Annotated in this window: 16 protein-coding genes; 6 read left to right on the plus strand and 10 right to left on the minus strand. The window is 72.0% G+C overall.

Annotated features, from left to right (window positions below; all coding sequences use genetic code 11):
* Window positions 1-36: 36 nt before the first annotated feature.
* Window positions 37-642 carry a GTP cyclohydrolase I FolE gene (folE, locus tag OG595_RS24335; RefSeq protein ID WP_329275353.1) on the plus strand — a complete coding sequence of 202 codons (606 nt, stop codon included), beginning with the start codon at window positions 37-39 and terminating at the stop codon, window positions 640-642.
* A gap of 123 nt (window positions 643-765) precedes the next feature.
* Here folE and OG595_RS24340 read toward each other — a convergent pair whose 3' ends face one another.
* The 6 genes from OG595_RS24340 to OG595_RS24365 form a co-directional block, all read right to left on the minus strand.
* Window positions 766-1,251: a DUF3180 domain-containing protein gene (locus OG595_RS24340; RefSeq protein WP_329275355.1), complete on the minus strand. Its 486-nt coding sequence runs from the start codon at window positions 1,249-1,251 to the stop codon at window positions 766-768.
* Window positions 1,252-1,310: 59 nt separating this feature from the next.
* Entirely contained in the window at window positions 1,311-1,922 is a 612-nt protein-coding gene (gene folK / locus OG595_RS24345) for a 2-amino-4-hydroxy-6-hydroxymethyldihydropteridine diphosphokinase (protein ID WP_329275356.1), read from the minus strand.
* Window positions 1,919-2,278 (minus strand): dihydroneopterin aldolase, encoded by a 360-nt coding sequence (gene folB, locus OG595_RS24350; protein ID WP_044472364.1) that lies wholly within the window; start codon window positions 2,276-2,278, stop codon window positions 1,919-1,921. Before folB ends, folK begins: the two co-directional genes overlap by 4 nt.
* Window positions 2,279-2,553: 275 nt before the next feature.
* Window positions 2,554-3,072, minus strand: a complete 519-nt coding sequence (locus OG595_RS24355) for a nuclear transport factor 2 family protein (protein ID WP_329275361.1) — start codon at window positions 3,070-3,072, stop codon at window positions 2,554-2,556.
* Complete coding sequence (gene folP, locus OG595_RS24360; protein ID WP_329275365.1) at window positions 3,069-3,965, minus strand: dihydropteroate synthase; 897 nt, start codon at window positions 3,963-3,965, stop codon at window positions 3,069-3,071. Before folP ends, OG595_RS24355 begins: the two co-directional genes overlap by 4 nt.
* 213 nt (window positions 3,966-4,178) lie before the next feature.
* A complete protein-coding gene (locus OG595_RS24365) occupies window positions 4,179-5,990 on the minus strand; it encodes a phosphatidylglycerol lysyltransferase domain-containing protein (protein ID WP_329275367.1) in 1,812 nt (603 codons plus the stop codon).
* A gap of 224 nt (window positions 5,991-6,214) precedes the next feature.
* Here OG595_RS24365 and OG595_RS24370 point away from each other — a divergent pair, with 224 nt between their 5' ends.
* Both OG595_RS24370 and OG595_RS24375 read left to right on the plus strand, forming a co-directional pair.
* Complete coding sequence (locus OG595_RS24370) at window positions 6,215-7,336, plus strand: alpha/beta hydrolase (protein WP_329275370.1); 1,122 nt, start codon at window positions 6,215-6,217, stop codon at window positions 7,334-7,336.
* 89 nt (window positions 7,337-7,425) lie between these two features.
* Window positions 7,426-8,775, plus strand: coding sequence for a hypothetical protein (locus OG595_RS24375; protein WP_329275373.1), 1,350 nt, complete (start codon window positions 7,426-7,428; stop codon window positions 8,773-8,775).
* A 100-nt stretch (window positions 8,776-8,875) separates the two neighbouring features.
* Here OG595_RS24375 and OG595_RS24380 read toward each other — a convergent pair whose 3' ends face one another.
* Window positions 8,876-10,213, minus strand: coding sequence for a PH domain-containing protein (locus tag OG595_RS24380; RefSeq protein WP_329275376.1), 1,338 nt, complete (start codon window positions 10,211-10,213; stop codon window positions 8,876-8,878).
* The gene (locus OG595_RS24385) at window positions 10,210-10,737 is read right to left on the minus strand and encodes a PH domain-containing protein (RefSeq protein WP_329275378.1); all 528 of its coding nucleotides are present in this window, start codon (window positions 10,735-10,737) and stop codon (window positions 10,210-10,212) included. The genes OG595_RS24380 and OG595_RS24385 overlap by 4 nt, the downstream gene beginning before the upstream one ends.
* 40 nt (window positions 10,738-10,777) lie before the next feature.
* On the opposite strand from OG595_RS24385, the gene OG595_RS24390 reads away from it, so the two are divergent.
* Window positions 10,778-11,956 carry an NADH-quinone oxidoreductase subunit D gene (locus OG595_RS24390; protein ID WP_329283153.1) on the plus strand — a complete coding sequence of 393 codons (1,179 nt, stop codon included), beginning with the start codon at window positions 10,778-10,780 and terminating at the stop codon, window positions 11,954-11,956.
* An 81-nt stretch (window positions 11,957-12,037) separates the two neighbouring features.
* On the opposite strand, the gene OG595_RS24395 is transcribed toward OG595_RS24390, so the two are convergent.
* Window positions 12,038-13,051 carry an SAM-dependent methyltransferase gene (locus OG595_RS24395; RefSeq protein WP_329275381.1) on the minus strand — a complete coding sequence of 338 codons (1,014 nt, stop codon included), beginning with the start codon at window positions 13,049-13,051 and terminating at the stop codon, window positions 12,038-12,040.
* A 131-nt stretch (window positions 13,052-13,182) separates the two neighbouring features.
* Here OG595_RS24395 and OG595_RS24400 point away from each other — a divergent pair, with 131 nt between their 5' ends.
* On the plus strand, window positions 13,183-14,385 hold the full coding sequence (locus OG595_RS24400; RefSeq protein ID WP_329275383.1) for a sensor histidine kinase: 1,203 nt from the start codon (window positions 13,183-13,185) through the stop codon (window positions 14,383-14,385).
* A 59-nt stretch (window positions 14,386-14,444) separates the two neighbouring features.
* Window positions 14,445-15,116 (plus strand): response regulator transcription factor, encoded by a 672-nt coding sequence (locus OG595_RS24405; protein ID WP_329275385.1) that lies wholly within the window; start codon window positions 14,445-14,447, stop codon window positions 15,114-15,116.
* Window positions 15,117-15,172: 56 nt separating this feature from the next.
* On the opposite strand, the gene OG595_RS24410 is transcribed toward OG595_RS24405, so the two are convergent.
* On the minus strand, window positions 15,173-16,273 hold the full coding sequence (locus OG595_RS24410; RefSeq protein ID WP_329275387.1) for a DUF5937 family protein: 1,101 nt from the start codon (window positions 16,271-16,273) through the stop codon (window positions 15,173-15,175).
* Window positions 16,274-16,314: the final 41 nt, after the last annotated feature.

Consider the following 16,314-nt stretch of genomic DNA (forward strand, 5'->3'; position numbering starts at 1 on the left):
TCCACACGCGTGACAGGGACAGGAACGAGGCACCAGATGACCGACCCCGTGACGCTGGACGGCGAGGGCGTGATCGGCGATTTCGACGAGAAGCGGGTGGAGAGCGCCGTACGCGAACTCCTGATCGCCGTCGGTGAGGACCCGGACCGCGAAGGGCTGAGGGAGACGCCGGGGCGGGTGGCGCGGGCGTACCGGGAGATATTCGCGGGGTTGTGGCAGCGTCCCGAGGACGTGCTGACGACGACGTTCGACCTGGGGCACGACGAGATGGTGCTGGTCAAGGACATCGAGGTCCTGAGCAGCTGTGAGCATCATCTGGTGCCGTTCGTCGGGGTCGCCCACGTCGGCTACATCCCGTCCACCGACGGCAAGATCACCGGGCTGTCGAAGCTGGCCCGGCTCGTGGACGTCTACGCCCGACGGCCGCAGGTGCAGGAACGGCTCACCACGCAGGTCGCCGACTCCCTGATGAAGATCCTGGAGCCGCGCGGGGTGATCGTCGTCGTCGAGTGCGAGCACATGTGCATGTCGATGCGAGGTGTCCGGAAGCCGGGTGCGAAGACCATCACGTCGGCGGTGCGCGGCCAGCTGCGGGATCCGGCCACCCGTAACGAGGCGATGAGTCTGATCATGGCCCGCTGAGCGCTCCGCGGGCAGGCCGGTGGAGCGGCTGCGGGCTCGTCGTGGCTGGTCGTGCCCGCGCGGCGGTAGCCGCAGATCAAGCAGAGCCCCGCGCCCCTTCGGGACGTCCCTCGCCCGGCCTGCTTACGCGGCCGGGGCCGTGCTCGCGTTGTTGTCGTCGTCCTCCGGGAGTTTGCAGACCCGTTCCAGGAAGAAGGCCGCGGCGATGACGGCGATGCCCGCCACGACCGAGAAACCGGCGTAGACGGCCTGGTCGCGGCGGGCCGGGATGTCCAGGGACTCCAGGAGGAAGGCGCCCGTGCCGCCGTACATCCCGGCGACCAGGGCGGCCACCAGGGCGCTGGCCTGGCCGAAGACGACCGCGCGGGCGGCCATCAGGGGGTCGACGCCCTTGGCGCCGGGGCGCCGGTCGCGCTGGGCCTTGAGGCGGGCGCGGAGGGAGAGGGCCGTGGCCAGCAGGACCACGGCGATCAGGGCGAGGACGACGGGGGCGGCCAGCGGGACGCTGGGAAGCGTCCCCACCGAGTTCCACAGCCTGGCGCCCGCCCAGGAGAGCACTCCGGCGACGACGAACACGCCGGCCAGCATCTTGACGCGCAGCTCTCTCACGGTGCCCCTTCAGCTCCCCGGACCGGACCGCCGACCCGCGGTCGTCATGACCTTAACGGCTATTCCGGCAGCTGGAGTTCCAGGTCGGCGCGGGGCGCGACACCTTCCAGGGCGACGGCTTCCAGGAGCGTCGCCACCGGGCCGCGGCCGGGCAGCTGGGCCTCGGGGTCCACGTCGTGCCAGGGGGCGAGGACGAAGGCCCGCTCGTGGGCGCGCGGGTGGGGGAGGGTGAGGGACGGGTCGTCGGAGACCTCGTCGGCGTACGCGACGATGTCGACGTCGATGGTGCGCGGGCCCCAGCGTTCCTCGCGGACGCGGTGGAAGGCGTCCTCGACCGCGTGGGCGCGCTCCAGGAGGGAGGACGGCGGCAGTGTCGTCTTCAGGACGACCACGGCGTTGAAGTACGACGGCTGGCTGCCCGCCGGGACGCCCCAGGGCTCCGTCTCGTAGACCGGGGAGACCGCCTTGATCCGGACGCCCGGGGTGTCCTCCAGGGCGTCGATGGCACCCTGGAGGGTCTCCAGGCGGTTGCCCAGGTTCGAGCCGAGGGAGATGACGGCGCGTTTCGGGTTGTGCAGCGTGGTGTCTGCGGCGTCCACCTGCCGCACCACGGAGGCGGGCACCGGCTGGACGGTCGGGTCGCTGTGACTCTCGGTGAACGAGGCGGTCATACTCGGCTCCGGGTGATGGTGATGGTCACGTCGTCGAAGGGGACCGTGATCGGCGCGCCCGGTTTGTGGACGCACACCTCGACCTCCTGGACCCCCTGGTGCTTCAGACAGACCTGCGCGATGCGTTCGGCGAGCGTCTCTATGAGGTCGACGGGCTCGCCCTCGACGACGGCCACGACCTCCTCCGCCACGATGCCGTAGTGCACGGTTTTCGCCAGGTCGTCGTCGGCCGCGGCCGGACGGGTGTCCAGGCCCAGGGAGAGGTCCACGACGAAGGTCTGGCCCTTCTCCCGCTCCTCCGGGAACACACCGTGGTGTCCCCGGGCCCTCAGGCCGCGCAGCGCGACACGATCCACGCGAATCACTCCTGCAATCGTCGTTGGCGGCCGCTTCGGACCGGGTGCGGTCGACCCGGGCAGCCACTTCCGAATCTACCCGCGGGCACTGACAGTGCCCGCCCCGCGAGGGGCCGGTCCACATGATGACCAGGAGGGTTCATCGAGCGTTTCCCCGTGGGAACACGGCTACTCACGGGCTGGTAGCCGCACTTACCCCGTGTTCGTGATTCCAACCACGTTCGGCCGCGTTCAGCCGCGTTCGGCCCAGGAGACGGATGCCCAGGAGACGGATGTCAGGAGGAGGTGTCGTCGGCCTCTGCGTCGTTCTCGTCACCCTCGTCGGTCTCGGAGAGGACCGGTGAGGCGTGGTGCGCCCAGATCTTCCAGCCGAGGGGGGTGCGCCGGAACACGTTGGTGGCGACGACGAGCTGGCCGACCAGTGGCCCCAGTTCGTCGCTGTCCTCGGGCGCCGGGCCGCCGCTGAGGATGTTCTCGGTGCAGGTCACCAGGGCGGTGTCGCCGGTGACGGAGACATGCACGTCGGTCAGGAAGAACTGGATGTACTCGGTGTTGGCCATGATCAGCGCGTACGAGCGGAGCACCTCGCCGCGGCCTGTCAGTACCGGCCAGCCCGGGTGCACGCAGGAGACCACACCGGTCTCCGCCGGGTCGTGGTACTCCTCGTCGACGCCAAGATCGGCCGGGGTGAGCCAGAGCGCGGACAACTCGTCGAAGTCGCCCTGTTCCAGCGCCTCGTAGAAGGCGGTGTTGGCGAGTTCGACCTGCTCGACGTCGGTGTGGGGCGCGCTCACCGGGCTCCCTCGGCGCTGTGGACCGTATCCGTGCCGCGGGCCCATTCCACCGCGCGGGCGACGCGTACGGCGTCGGCGGTGGCGCGGACCTCGTGGACGCGGACCGCCCAGGCGCCCTGGTGGGCGGCGAGCGCGGAGACGGCGGCGGTGGCGGCGTCGCGCTCCCGCGCGGGCGGCGGGGCGCCCTCGGGGCCGGCCAGTACGTGGCCCAGGAACCGCTTCCGGGACGCGGCGACCAGGAGGGGGTGACCCAGGCCCTGGAGGCGGTCGAGGTGGGCCAGGAGGGCCAGGTCGTGATCGGCCCCCTTGGAGAAACCGAGACCCGGGTCGACGACGATCCGGTCGGGGGCGACACCGCCGGCCAGTACGGCGTCCACGCGCGCGTGCAGCTCGCCGACGACCTCGGAGACGACGTCCGCGTACACGCCCTTGACGTTGCCGCCCTCCAGGAAGCCGCGCCAGTGCATGACGACGAAGGGGGCGCCCGCGTCCGCGACGACCGGGATCATCGCGGGGTCCGCGAGGCCGCCGCTGACGTCGTTGACGAGTGCGGCGCCCGCCGCGAGCGCCTGCTCGGCGACCGAGGCGCGCATGGTGTCGACGGACACCGTGACGCCCTCGGCGGCGAGGCCGCGGACCACGGGGACGACGCGCTTGAGTTCCTCGGCCTCGTCGACGCGGGTGGCGCCGGGGCGGGTGGACTCGCCGCCGACGTCCACCAGGTCGGCGCCCTCGGTGACCAGGTCGAGGCCGTGCTTGACGGCCTTGGTCGTGTCGAACCAGCGGCCCCCGTCGGAGAAGGAGTCCGGGGTCACGTTCACGACGCCCATGACCGCGCAGCGGTCCCAGGCCGGGAGGCCGCTGACGCGGCCGCGTCCGCTGTGGTTGTTCATGCGTTCAGCGTAGGCCCCCGGCGGTGGGGCGGGTTCTGTCAGTGCGGGTGCGTTGTGGCTTGGGCCTTCGTTTCGCACCCGCCCACCCGTCTCGGTTCGTCGATCGGCTCGGTCGAAAACATCGTCGGCTCGGGTCGAGAGGATTCCCGGCTCGGCGGGAGCACCTCACCGCTCTGTCGAACAGCGGTTGGCGGGCCCGTCCACGTCACCGACTCATACCGCGCGCACCGTCGTCCCTCTGTCCGCCGTCCCGTGGGCGCACGGGCGCGGGGTCGATGTGCGGCGGCGGAGGACGCGGGGGAGGGCCAGGGTGACGAAGCCCTCCGCCTGCATCGCGGCGAGGCCGATGCGGGGCAGGTCGCTGGAGGCGCGGTAGACGACGAAACGGGGTTCCCAGCGGGGCTGGAACTTGGCGTTGAACTTGTACAGGGACTCGATCTGGAACCAGCGGGACAGGAACACCAGCAGGCCCCGCCAGGCGCGCAGGACGGGCCCCGCGCCGATCTTCTCGCCGCGGGCCAGGGCCGAGCGGAACATGGCGAAGTTGAGCGAGACGCGGGCGACGCCGAGGCGGGGGGCGGCCTGGAGAGCGGCGACGATGAGCAGTTCGTTCATGCCGGGGTCGGCCGCCCGGTCGCGCCGCATCAGGTCCAGGGAGACGCCGTCGGTGCCCCAGGGCACGAAGTGCAGGATCGCCTTCAGGTCGCCGTACGGGCCGGGGACCTCGTCGGCCTTGTGGGCGGTGGCGATCAGGCAGTCGCCGTCGTCCGGGTCGCCGATGCGGCCCAGCGCCATGGAGAAGCCGCGCTCGGTGTCGGTGCCGCGCCAGGCCTCCGCGGCGAGCCGGATGCGTTCCAGCTCGTTCTCCCCGACGTCACGGATGCGCCGTACCCGGGTTTCGTAGCCCGCGCGTTCGATGCGCTTGACCATCTGGCGCACGTTGCGCATCGCGCGCCCGGCGAGGGAGAAATCCGCGACGTCCACCACCGCCTCGTCGCCCAGTTCGAGGGCGTCGAGGCCGGTCTCGCGGGTCCAGACCTCGCCGCCGGTCTCGGAGCAGCCCATGACCGCGGGGGTCCAGGAGTGGGCCTTGGCCTCGTCCATGAAACGTTCGATGGCGCCCGGCCAGGCTTCCACGTCGCCGATCGGGTCGCCGCTCGCCAGCATCACACCGGAGACGACGCGGTAGGTCACCGCCGCCTTGCCGCTGGGGGAGAAGACGACCGCCTTGTCGCGGCGCAGCGCGAAGTGGCCGAGGGAGTCGCGGCGGCCGTGCCTGTCGAGGAGAACGCGCAGCCGGTCCTCGTCCTCCGGGGTCAGGTGCGCGGCCGGGTGCTCGGGCCGGAAGGCGAAGTAGATGGTCGTGATGGCGGTCAGCAGGCCCAGGGCGCCGAGCGAGTAGCCGACGGTCCAGGAGGTGGGCCCGTCGTAGTCGACGGGGCCCTCGAAGCCGAACAGGCCGTACAGGACGTGGGTGATGCGGTCGGCGAGGCTCGGGTCGCCGTACATGCGGTCGCCGTGGGCGCTCACTATGACCAGCCCGAGCGCGAGTGAACCAGCGCTCATCAGCACGAAGTTGGTGAGCGCGCGCCAGCGGCTGCGCGGGTCGGGGAGTGCCTCGAACTCGGTGCGGTGGCGCAGCAGCACCACCAGCAGGAGTACGGAGATGACGAGCCCGACGAGCGAGTGCCGGTAGGTGAACTGGGCCACGGCGCCGGCCGGCAGCAGGGCCACGGCGGCGCGCCAGGCGCGGCGCTTGCGGCGCCTGAGGCCGTGCGCGAGGAGCAGCAGGAGGACGCCGGTGCTGAGGGAGAGCGCGGCGGCGAACGGGCCGAGCGCGCCGGGCAGCACCTCCGCGATGGTGTGCATCCGGCTGTGCCTGAAGCGCGGGAAGACTCCCGCTGCGATGTCGACCAGACCCACGAGCGCACAGGCCCGGGCGACGACGGCGGGGACGGCCTCGGGACGCGGGCCGCGCAGTATGCGCCGCACTCGGCTTGATCGTCCCGGAACCTCGCCCGACATTTCCCCATCTATCCTGACAGACATCGCATCCCGTAGTTCTGCGAGAGACCTGGAATCCGGAGCCAATCCGGCATCCGGCGACATTGCGCCCTCTAGGACGGTGTCTCAGGGGAAGAGGTTCACTCCCCCGTGGAAAGCCGTATCAAAGGACATCCAAAGCCCGGGGCAAGCCGCAGTGAAGGAAGCGCGCGGGTCGCCGGCGAAGAGAGTGGGCGACTGCAGTCATGGGTCTCACGAGCAAGACAGTGCTGGCGCTGGCGATCCTGGCCGCCGCACTGCTGTTCATCGGCACCATCGTGTTCTGGCCCCGGCTGGCGCGCCGCAACTGGCGGGCCGTCGGCGGCCGGACGGTGCTGCTGCTGGCCACGCAGGTCGCGGTGTTCGCCTCGGTCGGTCTCGCCGTCAACCAGAGTTTCGGTTTTTACGCCTCCTGGGACGACCTCCTGGGCAGGGAGACCGACCAGGGAGTGGTCGTCGACCACAGCACCGGTGCGCACGGCGGCTTCCAGGTGCTGTCCACCCAGTCGGTGAGGGTGCCGGGCGGTCATCTGCCCAGGGTCGGCGGCCAGATCCAGAAGATCGGCATCGTCGGCAGGAAGACGGGCATCACCTCTCCGGCGTACGTCTATCTGCCGCCGGAGTACTTCCAGCCGCAGTACGCGAAGCGCACCTTTCCCGTGGTCGTCGTGCTGACCGGCTATCCGGGGACCGCGAAGGCCCTCGTCACCAAGCTCGACTTCCCGCACACCGCGCACGAGTTGGCGGGCGAGGGCAGGGCGCAGCCGATGATCCTGGTGATGCTGCGGCCGACCGTGGCGCCGCCCCGGGACACCGAGTGCGTGGACGTGCCGGGCGGGCCGCAGACGGAGACGTTCTTCGCACATGACCTGCCGGCGGCCGTCGCGGGCCACTACCGGGTGGGGCCGGGCCCCGGCAGCTGGGGCATCATCGGCGACTCGACGGGCGGCTACTGCGCACTGAAGCTCGCGATGCACCACCCGCGCGTGTACACGGCGGCGGTGGGCCTGTCGCCGTCCTACAAGGCGCCGATCGACGCCACCACGGGAGACCTCTTCCAGGGTGACAGGAAGCTGAAGCGCCACGCCGACCTGGAGTGGTACATCGAGCACATGCCGCCGCCCGACGTCTCCCTACTGGTCACCACCAGCAGGCACGGAGAGGCCAACTACGGCCCGACGATGCGGTTCGTGGACCTCGTCAGGACGAAGGCCCCGACCCGGATCTCCACGATGGTCCTGGAGAGCGGCGGCCACAACTTCAACACCTGGCGGCGGGAGATCCCCGGTTCGCTGGAGTGGCTGAGCGGGCGGCTGACGGATCGCTGACGCCCCAAGGCCTGTGAAGGGGTTTGGCGCTGCTGTGTTTTTACCGGGCGGGGCACCAAGATTCGCCTACGCGCGGTAAGTTTCTGGCCATGCCACGTGGACGTCACCGCCATTCACCACCTCTGCACCGGCTGCTGCCTCCTGCGGCGATCGCGGGCGTCTCGCTCGTCTGCGCCCTGGGGCCATGGGCGTTCACGGATACCGGCGTTCTCCGGGTGATCGCCGCGTTCGCCGCGGCGGTCACGGTCGTCGGCGCGGCCGTCATGCGGCGCTGGGACGGGGACGCGGGCAAGCAGGTCGCCGACCTCACGCGCGCACGTGCGGGCGACGACTGGCGGCACGAGGAGCGCGTCGCCGAGTTGGAGACCGACCTGGAGGAGTCCCGCGAACTGCGGGTCAAGCTGGAGCAGAAGCTGCGCGCGAAGCGGACCGAGCTCCAGGGGCTGCGCAACGAGCACGCGGCGCTGCTGCGGCGGTACGCCACGGCGGAGACCGAGCGGGCCAGCGCGCTGGAGGTCCGGCGGCTGCTGGAACTGGAGGCCTCGGTACCGGCTCAGGACGCGGACGTCGACGCCGACGTGAGCACGGCCGTTGATGTTGACGTGGATGCGGACGCGGATACGGATGCGGACGTCGACGTGAAGTCGGCTGTGGCCACGGATTCGGGCGACCTGACGGACAAGGCGGCCGAGGCGGACAAGGCGGCCGAGGCCGACTCCGACGCGGCGGCGCTGGACGCGGCGGCGGCCGGGGTGTCGGCGGCGCTCGGCGCGGTCGGCGCGCAGACCGCGGACGACGTGGACGGCTCGGAGTCGGAGGGGAGCCAGGCGGCACCGACGATCTTCTCCCCGGAGGGTTCCTCGCTGTTCCTGCGGGCGCGGGCGGCACTGGCCAGGTTCGACGGAGAGGTCCCGGCGAAGGCCGAACCGGCCCCGGGCATCGCGGAGACGACCGCCGAGGTCCCGGATACCCCCGAGGTCCCCGACAGCCCGGCCGCCGTCAAGGCGGAGGCCGTGCTGGAGGACGAGGCCATGGGGAAGCCCGAGGCGGCCCGCGGGCATACGCGCGCCGCCGCCACTCCCGCCGAGGCGAACCCCGCCAAGCCCGTGCGCGGTTTCGGGCACTTCACCGTCCCCACCGCGGTGGCCGTCGTACCGACGACCGTGCCCGTGCGCAGGCCCGCCGTTCCCGGCGGGTTCGACTTCTTCGGCACACAGAAGGAGACGGCGTCGGCCGCGTTGGACGCCGTGCAGAACGAGGACCTCGCCGACGTCGTCGGGCAGGAGGCGCTCGCGCTGCACAAGGCGGAGTCCGAGGCGCAGTTCAAGCCCGCGGACGAGGAGTCGCGCGGGGTCGGCAACGGTCAGGTGATCGACTTGACGGCGCACGACGAGACCGAGCAGATCGACCTCCAGGGGCTGCGGAGCGCGGTTTCCTGACGTTCCGGGCACCCCCGGGCCCTACCGGACCCCTCAGGCACCTCCTGCTGTGATGGAACCTGCCGTCATGGAACCTGCCGTGATCGGACGTGGGTGCCTGTCACGCCATCCACCGGTCCGGCCGCGCGTCCCGCCGTCCGGTCCGGGAACGCTCGGCCTGCCCGCGCAGCAACTCCGCGGCCTCCTGGGCGTCCCGTAGACCGGCTGTGACGGTCTTGTTGGCCCCCGTGTCCACATGGACGTCCGCGAGGCCCTTGAAGCGCGCCCAGGGGCCCTGCTCCAGCCGTACGCTCTGGACCTTGGCGTGCGGGACCAGGGCCAGGCTGCGCCGCAGCAGTCCGTGCCGGGAGACGAAGACGCTGTCGGTGACGGCGATCCCGTAACCGCGCCACCAGAACGGCAGGCACCAGCCCGCCCGGCGCGGCGGACGCGACAGCGAGGCGGGCACCGTCACCCCGGGCAGCACCTGGCCTATCACCGCCTCCGCGATCTCGCGGGGGGCCACCGGCACCAGCACCGAGTTGGACGAGCCCGCCACGTCCAGCTCCACCCGGACCCACCCGCGCCGCCGCCACAGCAGCGGTTCCACGATCCGTACGGTCTGCACGCGCCCCGGGGGCACCGTCTCGTGGGTGCGGTCCAGCAGGCCGTGGTCGATGCGCAGCCCGTCCGGTGACTCGCCGACCGTCCAGTCGTACTCGCTGACGAACCGGCCCACGCTGCTCGCGCCCGCCGCGCCGAGCAGCGGCACGCCCGTCGCGAGCACTGTCCACAGGCTGTGGGTGGCGAACCAGAGGACCGGCGGTACGACCAGCGCGGCGGCCAGCGACCCCCAGGTCGCGCCGGTCAGCACCAGGGAGACGGCCAGCACGCGCGCGGGGATGTGCAGCAGCTGCCGGGACGGGGCCTCGCCCACCTCGTGCGCGGTCTCGGGCGCGAACCCGGCGGCGCGGGCGAGGAGTTCGGCCCGCAGGGCACGCGCGTGCCCCTCGCCCAGGTAGGCCAGCTCGTCCTTCTTGTCCGTCCCCACGACGTCGAGCTTGAGCTTGGCGACGCCCGCGACCCGGGCCAGCAGCGGCTGGGTGATGTCGACGGCCTGGATGCGTTCGAGCCGGATGTGCGCGGTGCGCCGGAACAACAGGCCGGTACGGATGCGCAGTTCGCTGTCGGTCACCGCGAAGTGGGTGAACCACCAGGTCAGAAAGCCGTACAGCGCGCCTCCGACCAGGCACACGGCGAGGCCGAGCAGCAGGGTCGTGGTCGTCAGCCGGGTCAGCTGCCGCTGCGCCTGGTTGGGGTCATGCACGGCCCACCCGATGAGCACGGCGACCGGCGCCCACGCGCGCCTGAGCGGTGTGACGGGATGCAGCCGCTGCTCGACGACCGGCTGTTTGCCGTCCTCGGTGGGTACGTCCGTCTCGGTGCCGGGCGTCGTCACAGCCCCGCCGATCGGGCCTGGCCGAGTTCGGTGAGCCGGTCCCGCAGCCGTTCCGCCTCCGCCGGTTCGAGGCCGGGGATGAGCGCGTCGGTCGCGGCGGCGGCCGTGTGCAGCTGCACGCTCGCCAGCCCGAAGTGCCGTTCGACGGGCCCCGACGTCACCTCGACCAGCTGCATCCGCCCGTACGGCACGATCGTCTCCTCGCGCCACAGCACACCCCTGCTGATCAGCAGGTCGTCGGAGCGCTCGGCGTACCGCCAGGAGGCCCAGTTGCGGCCCAGCATCCGCCAGCCCCACAGCAGCAGGACCAGCGGCAGCAGCGCGAAGGCGGCCCAGGCGGGCCCGGCGAGCAGGCCGGGCAGCAGCCCCGCGCCGAGCGTCAGCGGAACCAGCCAGACCGCCAGCAGCAGCCGGCGCATCCGCAGCAGGTCCCGCGGCAGCCCGGTCCACACCGGTTCGCCGTGCCCCGCGTCGTGCCCTTCGCCTCGCGTTTCGCCCGTGGTTTCCGGGCTCCCCGTCTCCATACCGCAAGCGTACGTACGACAGACTGTGTCCATGAGTCCCATGACGGAGGCCACGGAGACCACGGGGAAAGCGGAGCCCACGGAGACCGTCGTCGGTATCGGCGGCGCCGCGGAGAGCACCGACATGGTGCTCAACATCGGCCCCCAGCACCCGTCCACGCACGGCGTGCTGCGGCTGCGGCTGGTGCTCGACGGCGAGCGGATCCAGCGCGCGGAGCCGGTGATCGGCTATATGCACCGCGGCGCGGAGAAACTCTTCGAGGCGCGTGACTACCGTCAGATCATCATGCTGGCCAACCGGCACGACTGGCTGTCGGCGTTCTCCAACGAGCTGGGCGTGGTCCTCGCCGTGGAGCGGATGCTGGGCATGGAGGTCCCCACGCGCGCGGTGTGGACGCGCACGCTGCTCGCCGAGCTGAACCGGGTCCTCAACCATCTGATGTTCCTGGGCTCGTACCCGATCGAGCTCGGCGCCATCACCCCGATGTTCTACGCCTTCCGGGAGCGCGAGGAGCTCCAGAACGTCATGGAGGAGGTCTCCGGCGGGCGCATGCACTACATGTTCAACCGCGTGGGCGGGCTCAAGGAGGACCTCCCGGCGGGCTGGTCCACACGCGCGCGTGCCGCCGTGTCGTCCGTGCGCTCGCGCATGGACCGGTTCGACGACCTGGTCCTCGGCAACGAGATCTTCCGGGGGCGCACGCGCGGCGTGGGCGTGCTGCCGCCGGAGGCCGTGCACGCGTACGGCGTGAGCGGGCCGATCGCGCGCGCCTCGGGCGTCGACTTCGACCTGCGCCGGGACGAGCCCTATCTGGCGTACGGGGAGCTCCAGGACACCCTGAAGGTGGTCACGCGGCAGGAGGGCGACTGTCTCGCCCGCTTCGAGTGCCTCCTGGAGCAGACGCACAACGCGCTGGACCTGGCCGACGCCTGCCTCGACCGCCTCGCCGAACTGGAGCCCGGCCCGATCAACCAGCGTCTGCCGAAGGTCCTCAAGGCGCCCGAGGGGCACACGTACGCGTGGACCGAGAACCCCCTCGGCATCAACGGCTACTACCTCGTCAGCAAGGGCGAGAAGACCCCGTACCGGCTGAAGCTGCGCTCGGCCTCCTACAACAACATCCAGGCACTGGCGGTACTGCTGCCCGGGACGCTGGTCGCGGACATGGTGGCGATCCTGGGGTCGCTGTTCTTCGTGGTCGGAGACATCGACAAGTAGGGACAAGTAGGCAGGTGAGACGCAGTCGAGCAGGCCAGAGGCCCTGACAGCGGGTCTTTCGGGGGAGCGGGTCCTCGGAGGTCAGAGGAGCGGGTCGGGGATTCCCGTCGGCTCCACCAGCCACCCGAAGTCCCCCAGGCCGCCCGTCGCCGTCAGCTCGGCGGCCTCTCCGGCGCCCGCCAGGGCCCGTACGTACGCGGCGGGGTCCGTGGACGCCAGGGACAGCGGAGGGCGCCCGCCGGACACCCCGAGGGCGTGCAGGGCCTCCCGTTGGGTCAGCAGGCGCGCTCCCGGGCCCGCGCAGGCGTCCAGCGCCACATGGGCGGTCAGGTCGCACGAGCCGTCCGGCACGGGTGCCGTCCCGCGGCCCGCCCGGAAACCGGTGAGCGTCCCGAAGGGCGGCCGGGCGCCCGCCGTGTGCGCGTAGTCGACGGCGACGGCCAGCCCCCGGCCGACAGTGGCACGGGCGGCGGCCCAGGCGGTGTCCCTGGGGAGCCCGATCTCGGCCCGCAGCCCCGGCTCCGGCGGCAGCGGCCACCACCGCGCCAGCCACTCCGCGTCCGCACCGGCGACCGGCTCCCCGGGCCGCTCGGTCCCGTCCGGCCGTACGAGGACCAGGCGCGGTACGCCCGCGCGGTCCACCTCCGCCACCTCCACGGGGACGTTGTCCAGCCACTCGTTGGCGAACAGCAGGCCGGTGAGGCCGCCCGGGGGCTCGGGCAGCCACTCGACACGGTGATCGAGGTCCGCGGGGCGGTCGGCCAGCTCGACGGCGTACCCGCGCGCGCGGGCGGCCACCTCCGGGGGCAGGGCCGCGAGGACACCGGTGACGAGTTCGCCCCGGCCCGCGCCCATGTCGACGAAGCCGAGCGACGCGGGGCGGCCCAGCGCCTCGTCGACCCGGCACAGCAGCCGCGCCACCGCACCGGCGAAGAGCGGCGACGCGTGGACGGACGTACGGAAGTGCCCGGCGGGCCCCTCGGGCCGGCGGTAGAACCCCTGTTCGCCGTACAGCGCCTCCTGTGTCGCCGCACGCCAGCCGCGCCACTCGCCCGCTGTCCGGCCCGCCGAGGCGCCCGCCGTCTCTGCTGTCACGGGGTCAGGCTAGGGCCTGCACCCCCGCCGCCCAGGGGAGTGGGTCTCCACCTTGCGGAGTACGCGGGGGCGTTGCGGATCGACCCTCCGGTTGACCCCGGCACGCACAACGCATCCCTACGCTGGGTTACGTGCAACGCGTCTATGACTTCCTCCGCAGACACCCGGCATGGGTGGACGGCTTCTGGGCCGTCTTCCTGTTCGGGATCTCCATGCTGAGTGGAGCCGTCCAGAACGAGAACCCGGGTGCCGTGTCCCCGGCGGTGACCGCCGTTCTGACGGTCCTGCTGTGCCTGGTGATCGCGCTGCGCCGGCGCGTGCCCGAGCGGATGCTCGTGCTGGCCGCCGTGGTCGGGGTGGCGCAACTGGTCCTGGACACCGAGCCGGTGCCCGCCGACTTCGCCCTGCTGGTGATCGTCTACACGGTCGCGGTGAGCGGGCCCCGCTGGGCCTCGCGCTTCGCGCTGATCGGCGGTCTGTGCGCGTCCCCGCTGGCCCAGTTGCGCTGGCCGGAGAAGGAGTCGAGCACCGCGGGCAATCTCGCCCTGATGGTCTTCCTGGCGGTGCCGTTCGCCCTCGCCTGGGTGCTCGGCGACTCGCTGCGCACCCGGCGTGCCTACTTCGCCCAGCTGGAGGAGCGCGCCGCCCGGCTGGAACGGGAGCGCGAGGCACAGGCCAAGGTCGCCGTCGCCGCCGAGCGCGCCCGGATCGCCCGCGAGCTGCACGACGTCGTCGCGCACAACGTCTCCGTGATGGTGGTCCAGGCCGACGGCGCCGCCTACGTCCTCGACACCGCCCCCGAACAGGCCAAGAAGGCCCTGGAGACCATCTCCGGCACCGGCCGCCAGGCCCTCGCCGAGATGCGCCGCCTGCTCGGCGTCCTGCGCACCGGCGAGCACCAGGAGGGCTGCGAGTACGTTCCGCAGCCCGACGTCGAGCAGCTCGACGAGCTGATCGAGCAGTGCCGTACCTCCGGCCTGCCCGTCGACTACAAGATCGAGGGCACCCCGCGCCCGCTGCCCAGCGGCGTGGAGCTGACGGCGTACCGCATCGTGCAGGAGGCCCTCACCAACACCCGCAAGCACGGCGGTCCGAACACCGGAGCGAGCGTGCGTCTGGTCTACTTCGACGACGGCCTCGGCCTGCTCGTCGAGGACGACGGCAAGGGCGCCCCGCACGAGCACTACGAGGAGGGCGGCGCCGACGGACAGGGCCACGGCCTGATCGGCATGCGCGAGCGCGTCGGCATGGTGGGCGGCACCCTGGACGCGGGCCCGCGCCCGGGCGGCGGCTTTCGCATCAGCGCCCTGCTGCCGCTCAAACCCGCCCACTGACACGTGCACGTTCGATCAACGCACTGCTGTTCGACACGTACCGACCGGAGGACCCCGCCATGCACATCCGTGTGATGCTCGTCGACGACCAGGTGCTGCTGCGCACCGGGTTCCGGATGGTGCTCGACGCCCAGCCGGACATGGACGTCGTGGCGGAGGCGGGCGACGGCGTCGAGGCGCTCCAGGTGCTCCGGGAGACCGAGGTCGACGTGGTGCTGATGGACGTACGCATGCCGAAGCTCGACGGGGTGGAGACCACCCGGCGCATCTGCCAGGGCGAGGACCCGCCCAAGGTGCTCATCCTGACCACCTTCGACCTCGACGAGTACGCCTTCTCCGGGCTGAAGGCGGGCGCCTCCGGCTTCATGCTGAAGGACGTGCCGCCCGGTGAACTCCTCACCGCAATCCGTTCCGTGCACAGCGGCGACGCGGTCGTGGCACCCTCGACGACCCGGCGGCTCCTCGACCGGTTCGCGCCCATGCTGCCGGCCACCGGCAAGCAGCCCCAGTACAAGGAGCTGGAGCGGCTCACCGACCGTGAGCGTGAGGTCATGATCCTGGTCGCCCAGGGCCTGTCGAACGGCGAGATCGCGGCCCGGCTGGTGCTGTCGGAGGCGACCGTGAAGACCCATGTGGGCCGCATCCTGACCAAACTGGGGCTGCGGGACCGGGTGCAGGTGGTCGTCCTCGCCTACGAGACGGGGCTCGTGCGGGCCGGCGGGGGTGGCTGACCGCCTGTTCGTCACCCCGGTCGTCCACGGCCACCGGAGGCGGCCGGCTGAGGCGGCTATCTGAGGATGCCCTCCAGGAAGTCGCTGCCCAGCCGGGCCACCATCGTGACGTCCAGCTGGTGCAGGACGTACCGGCCGCGGCGGCGGGTGGTGGTCAGCCCCGCCTTTCTGAGGACGGCGAGGTGCCGGGATATCTCGGGTGCCGTCATGTCGTGCGTCCGCGCCAGCTCGGTCGTCGTGAACGAGCTGCGGGCCAGCTGGCGGCAGAGCCGCATCCGCACCGGGTGGGACAGCGCGGTCAGGCGCAGGCCGAGCTGCTCGACCGAGGCAGGGGCGGCGAGCTCGGTGGAGCCCGCCGGGTAGTGCAGGACCGGCTGCCAGCCGTACCGGTGCAGGACCATCAGATGCGGCCGGCCCAGGCTCGTCGGGACGAGCAGGAGGCTGCCCGCCGCCGTGGTGTGGCCGCTGCCCAGCTTGTCGACGGTGATCCGGCCCGCGGCCTCGTCGAGGGTGACCGCGGACGACACCGAGGCCAGCGCCTCCGGCAGACCCTTGTGGTGCAGGAGGTCCGTCTTGTGGCGGGCGTCCGCCACGAGCTGGGGGTGCAGCCGGGACCACGTCTCGGCGAAGAAGGCTTCCTCGCAGTCCACCAGCAGCTGTCGCAGCCAGGTGCGGATCCGGGGCGGGTCGTCCAGCAGGCGTCTGGTGAACCGGAGCCTGCCGGGGCCGCGCGAGACGGCCAGGTCGAGGGCACGCTGCCGCGCCGTGGGGTCGGTGAGCGCGCCGGCGCCCTGCTCGTCGTACGGCAGCGCGCACGTGAACTCCAGTGCGGCGTCCACGAACTGTTCGTCCGTCAACCGGTCGAGCTGGTCGAGTTCCGCGCCGAGCGTGCCGCCGGGGAGGGTGCCCGCGCGCAGACCCGCGTAGGGCAGGAAGAGGTCCGAGAACGTGGAGCGCCACAGGAAGTCGGCCTCGCACATCCGGTCGGCCAGATGCGGGTCGAGCCCGGCGGTCACTCCCGTCGCCCAGCCCTGGAGCCGGGGGTGGTGCCCCGGCTCGGACAGCGCGTGCAGCGCCATGCCGAGCTCGGCCAGCGGTGACGGCACGACGGTGATCCGCTCCCGCCCCAGCCCGCGCACGTCGATGCTCACGCTCATGTCCACATGGTGCACCCGACCACTGACAACGCCCCGGTGAG

The organism is Streptomyces sp. NBC_01451, from assembly GCF_036227485.1.
In the GTDB taxonomy this organism is placed as follows: Bacteria; Actinomycetota; Actinomycetes; order Streptomycetales; family Streptomycetaceae; genus Streptomyces.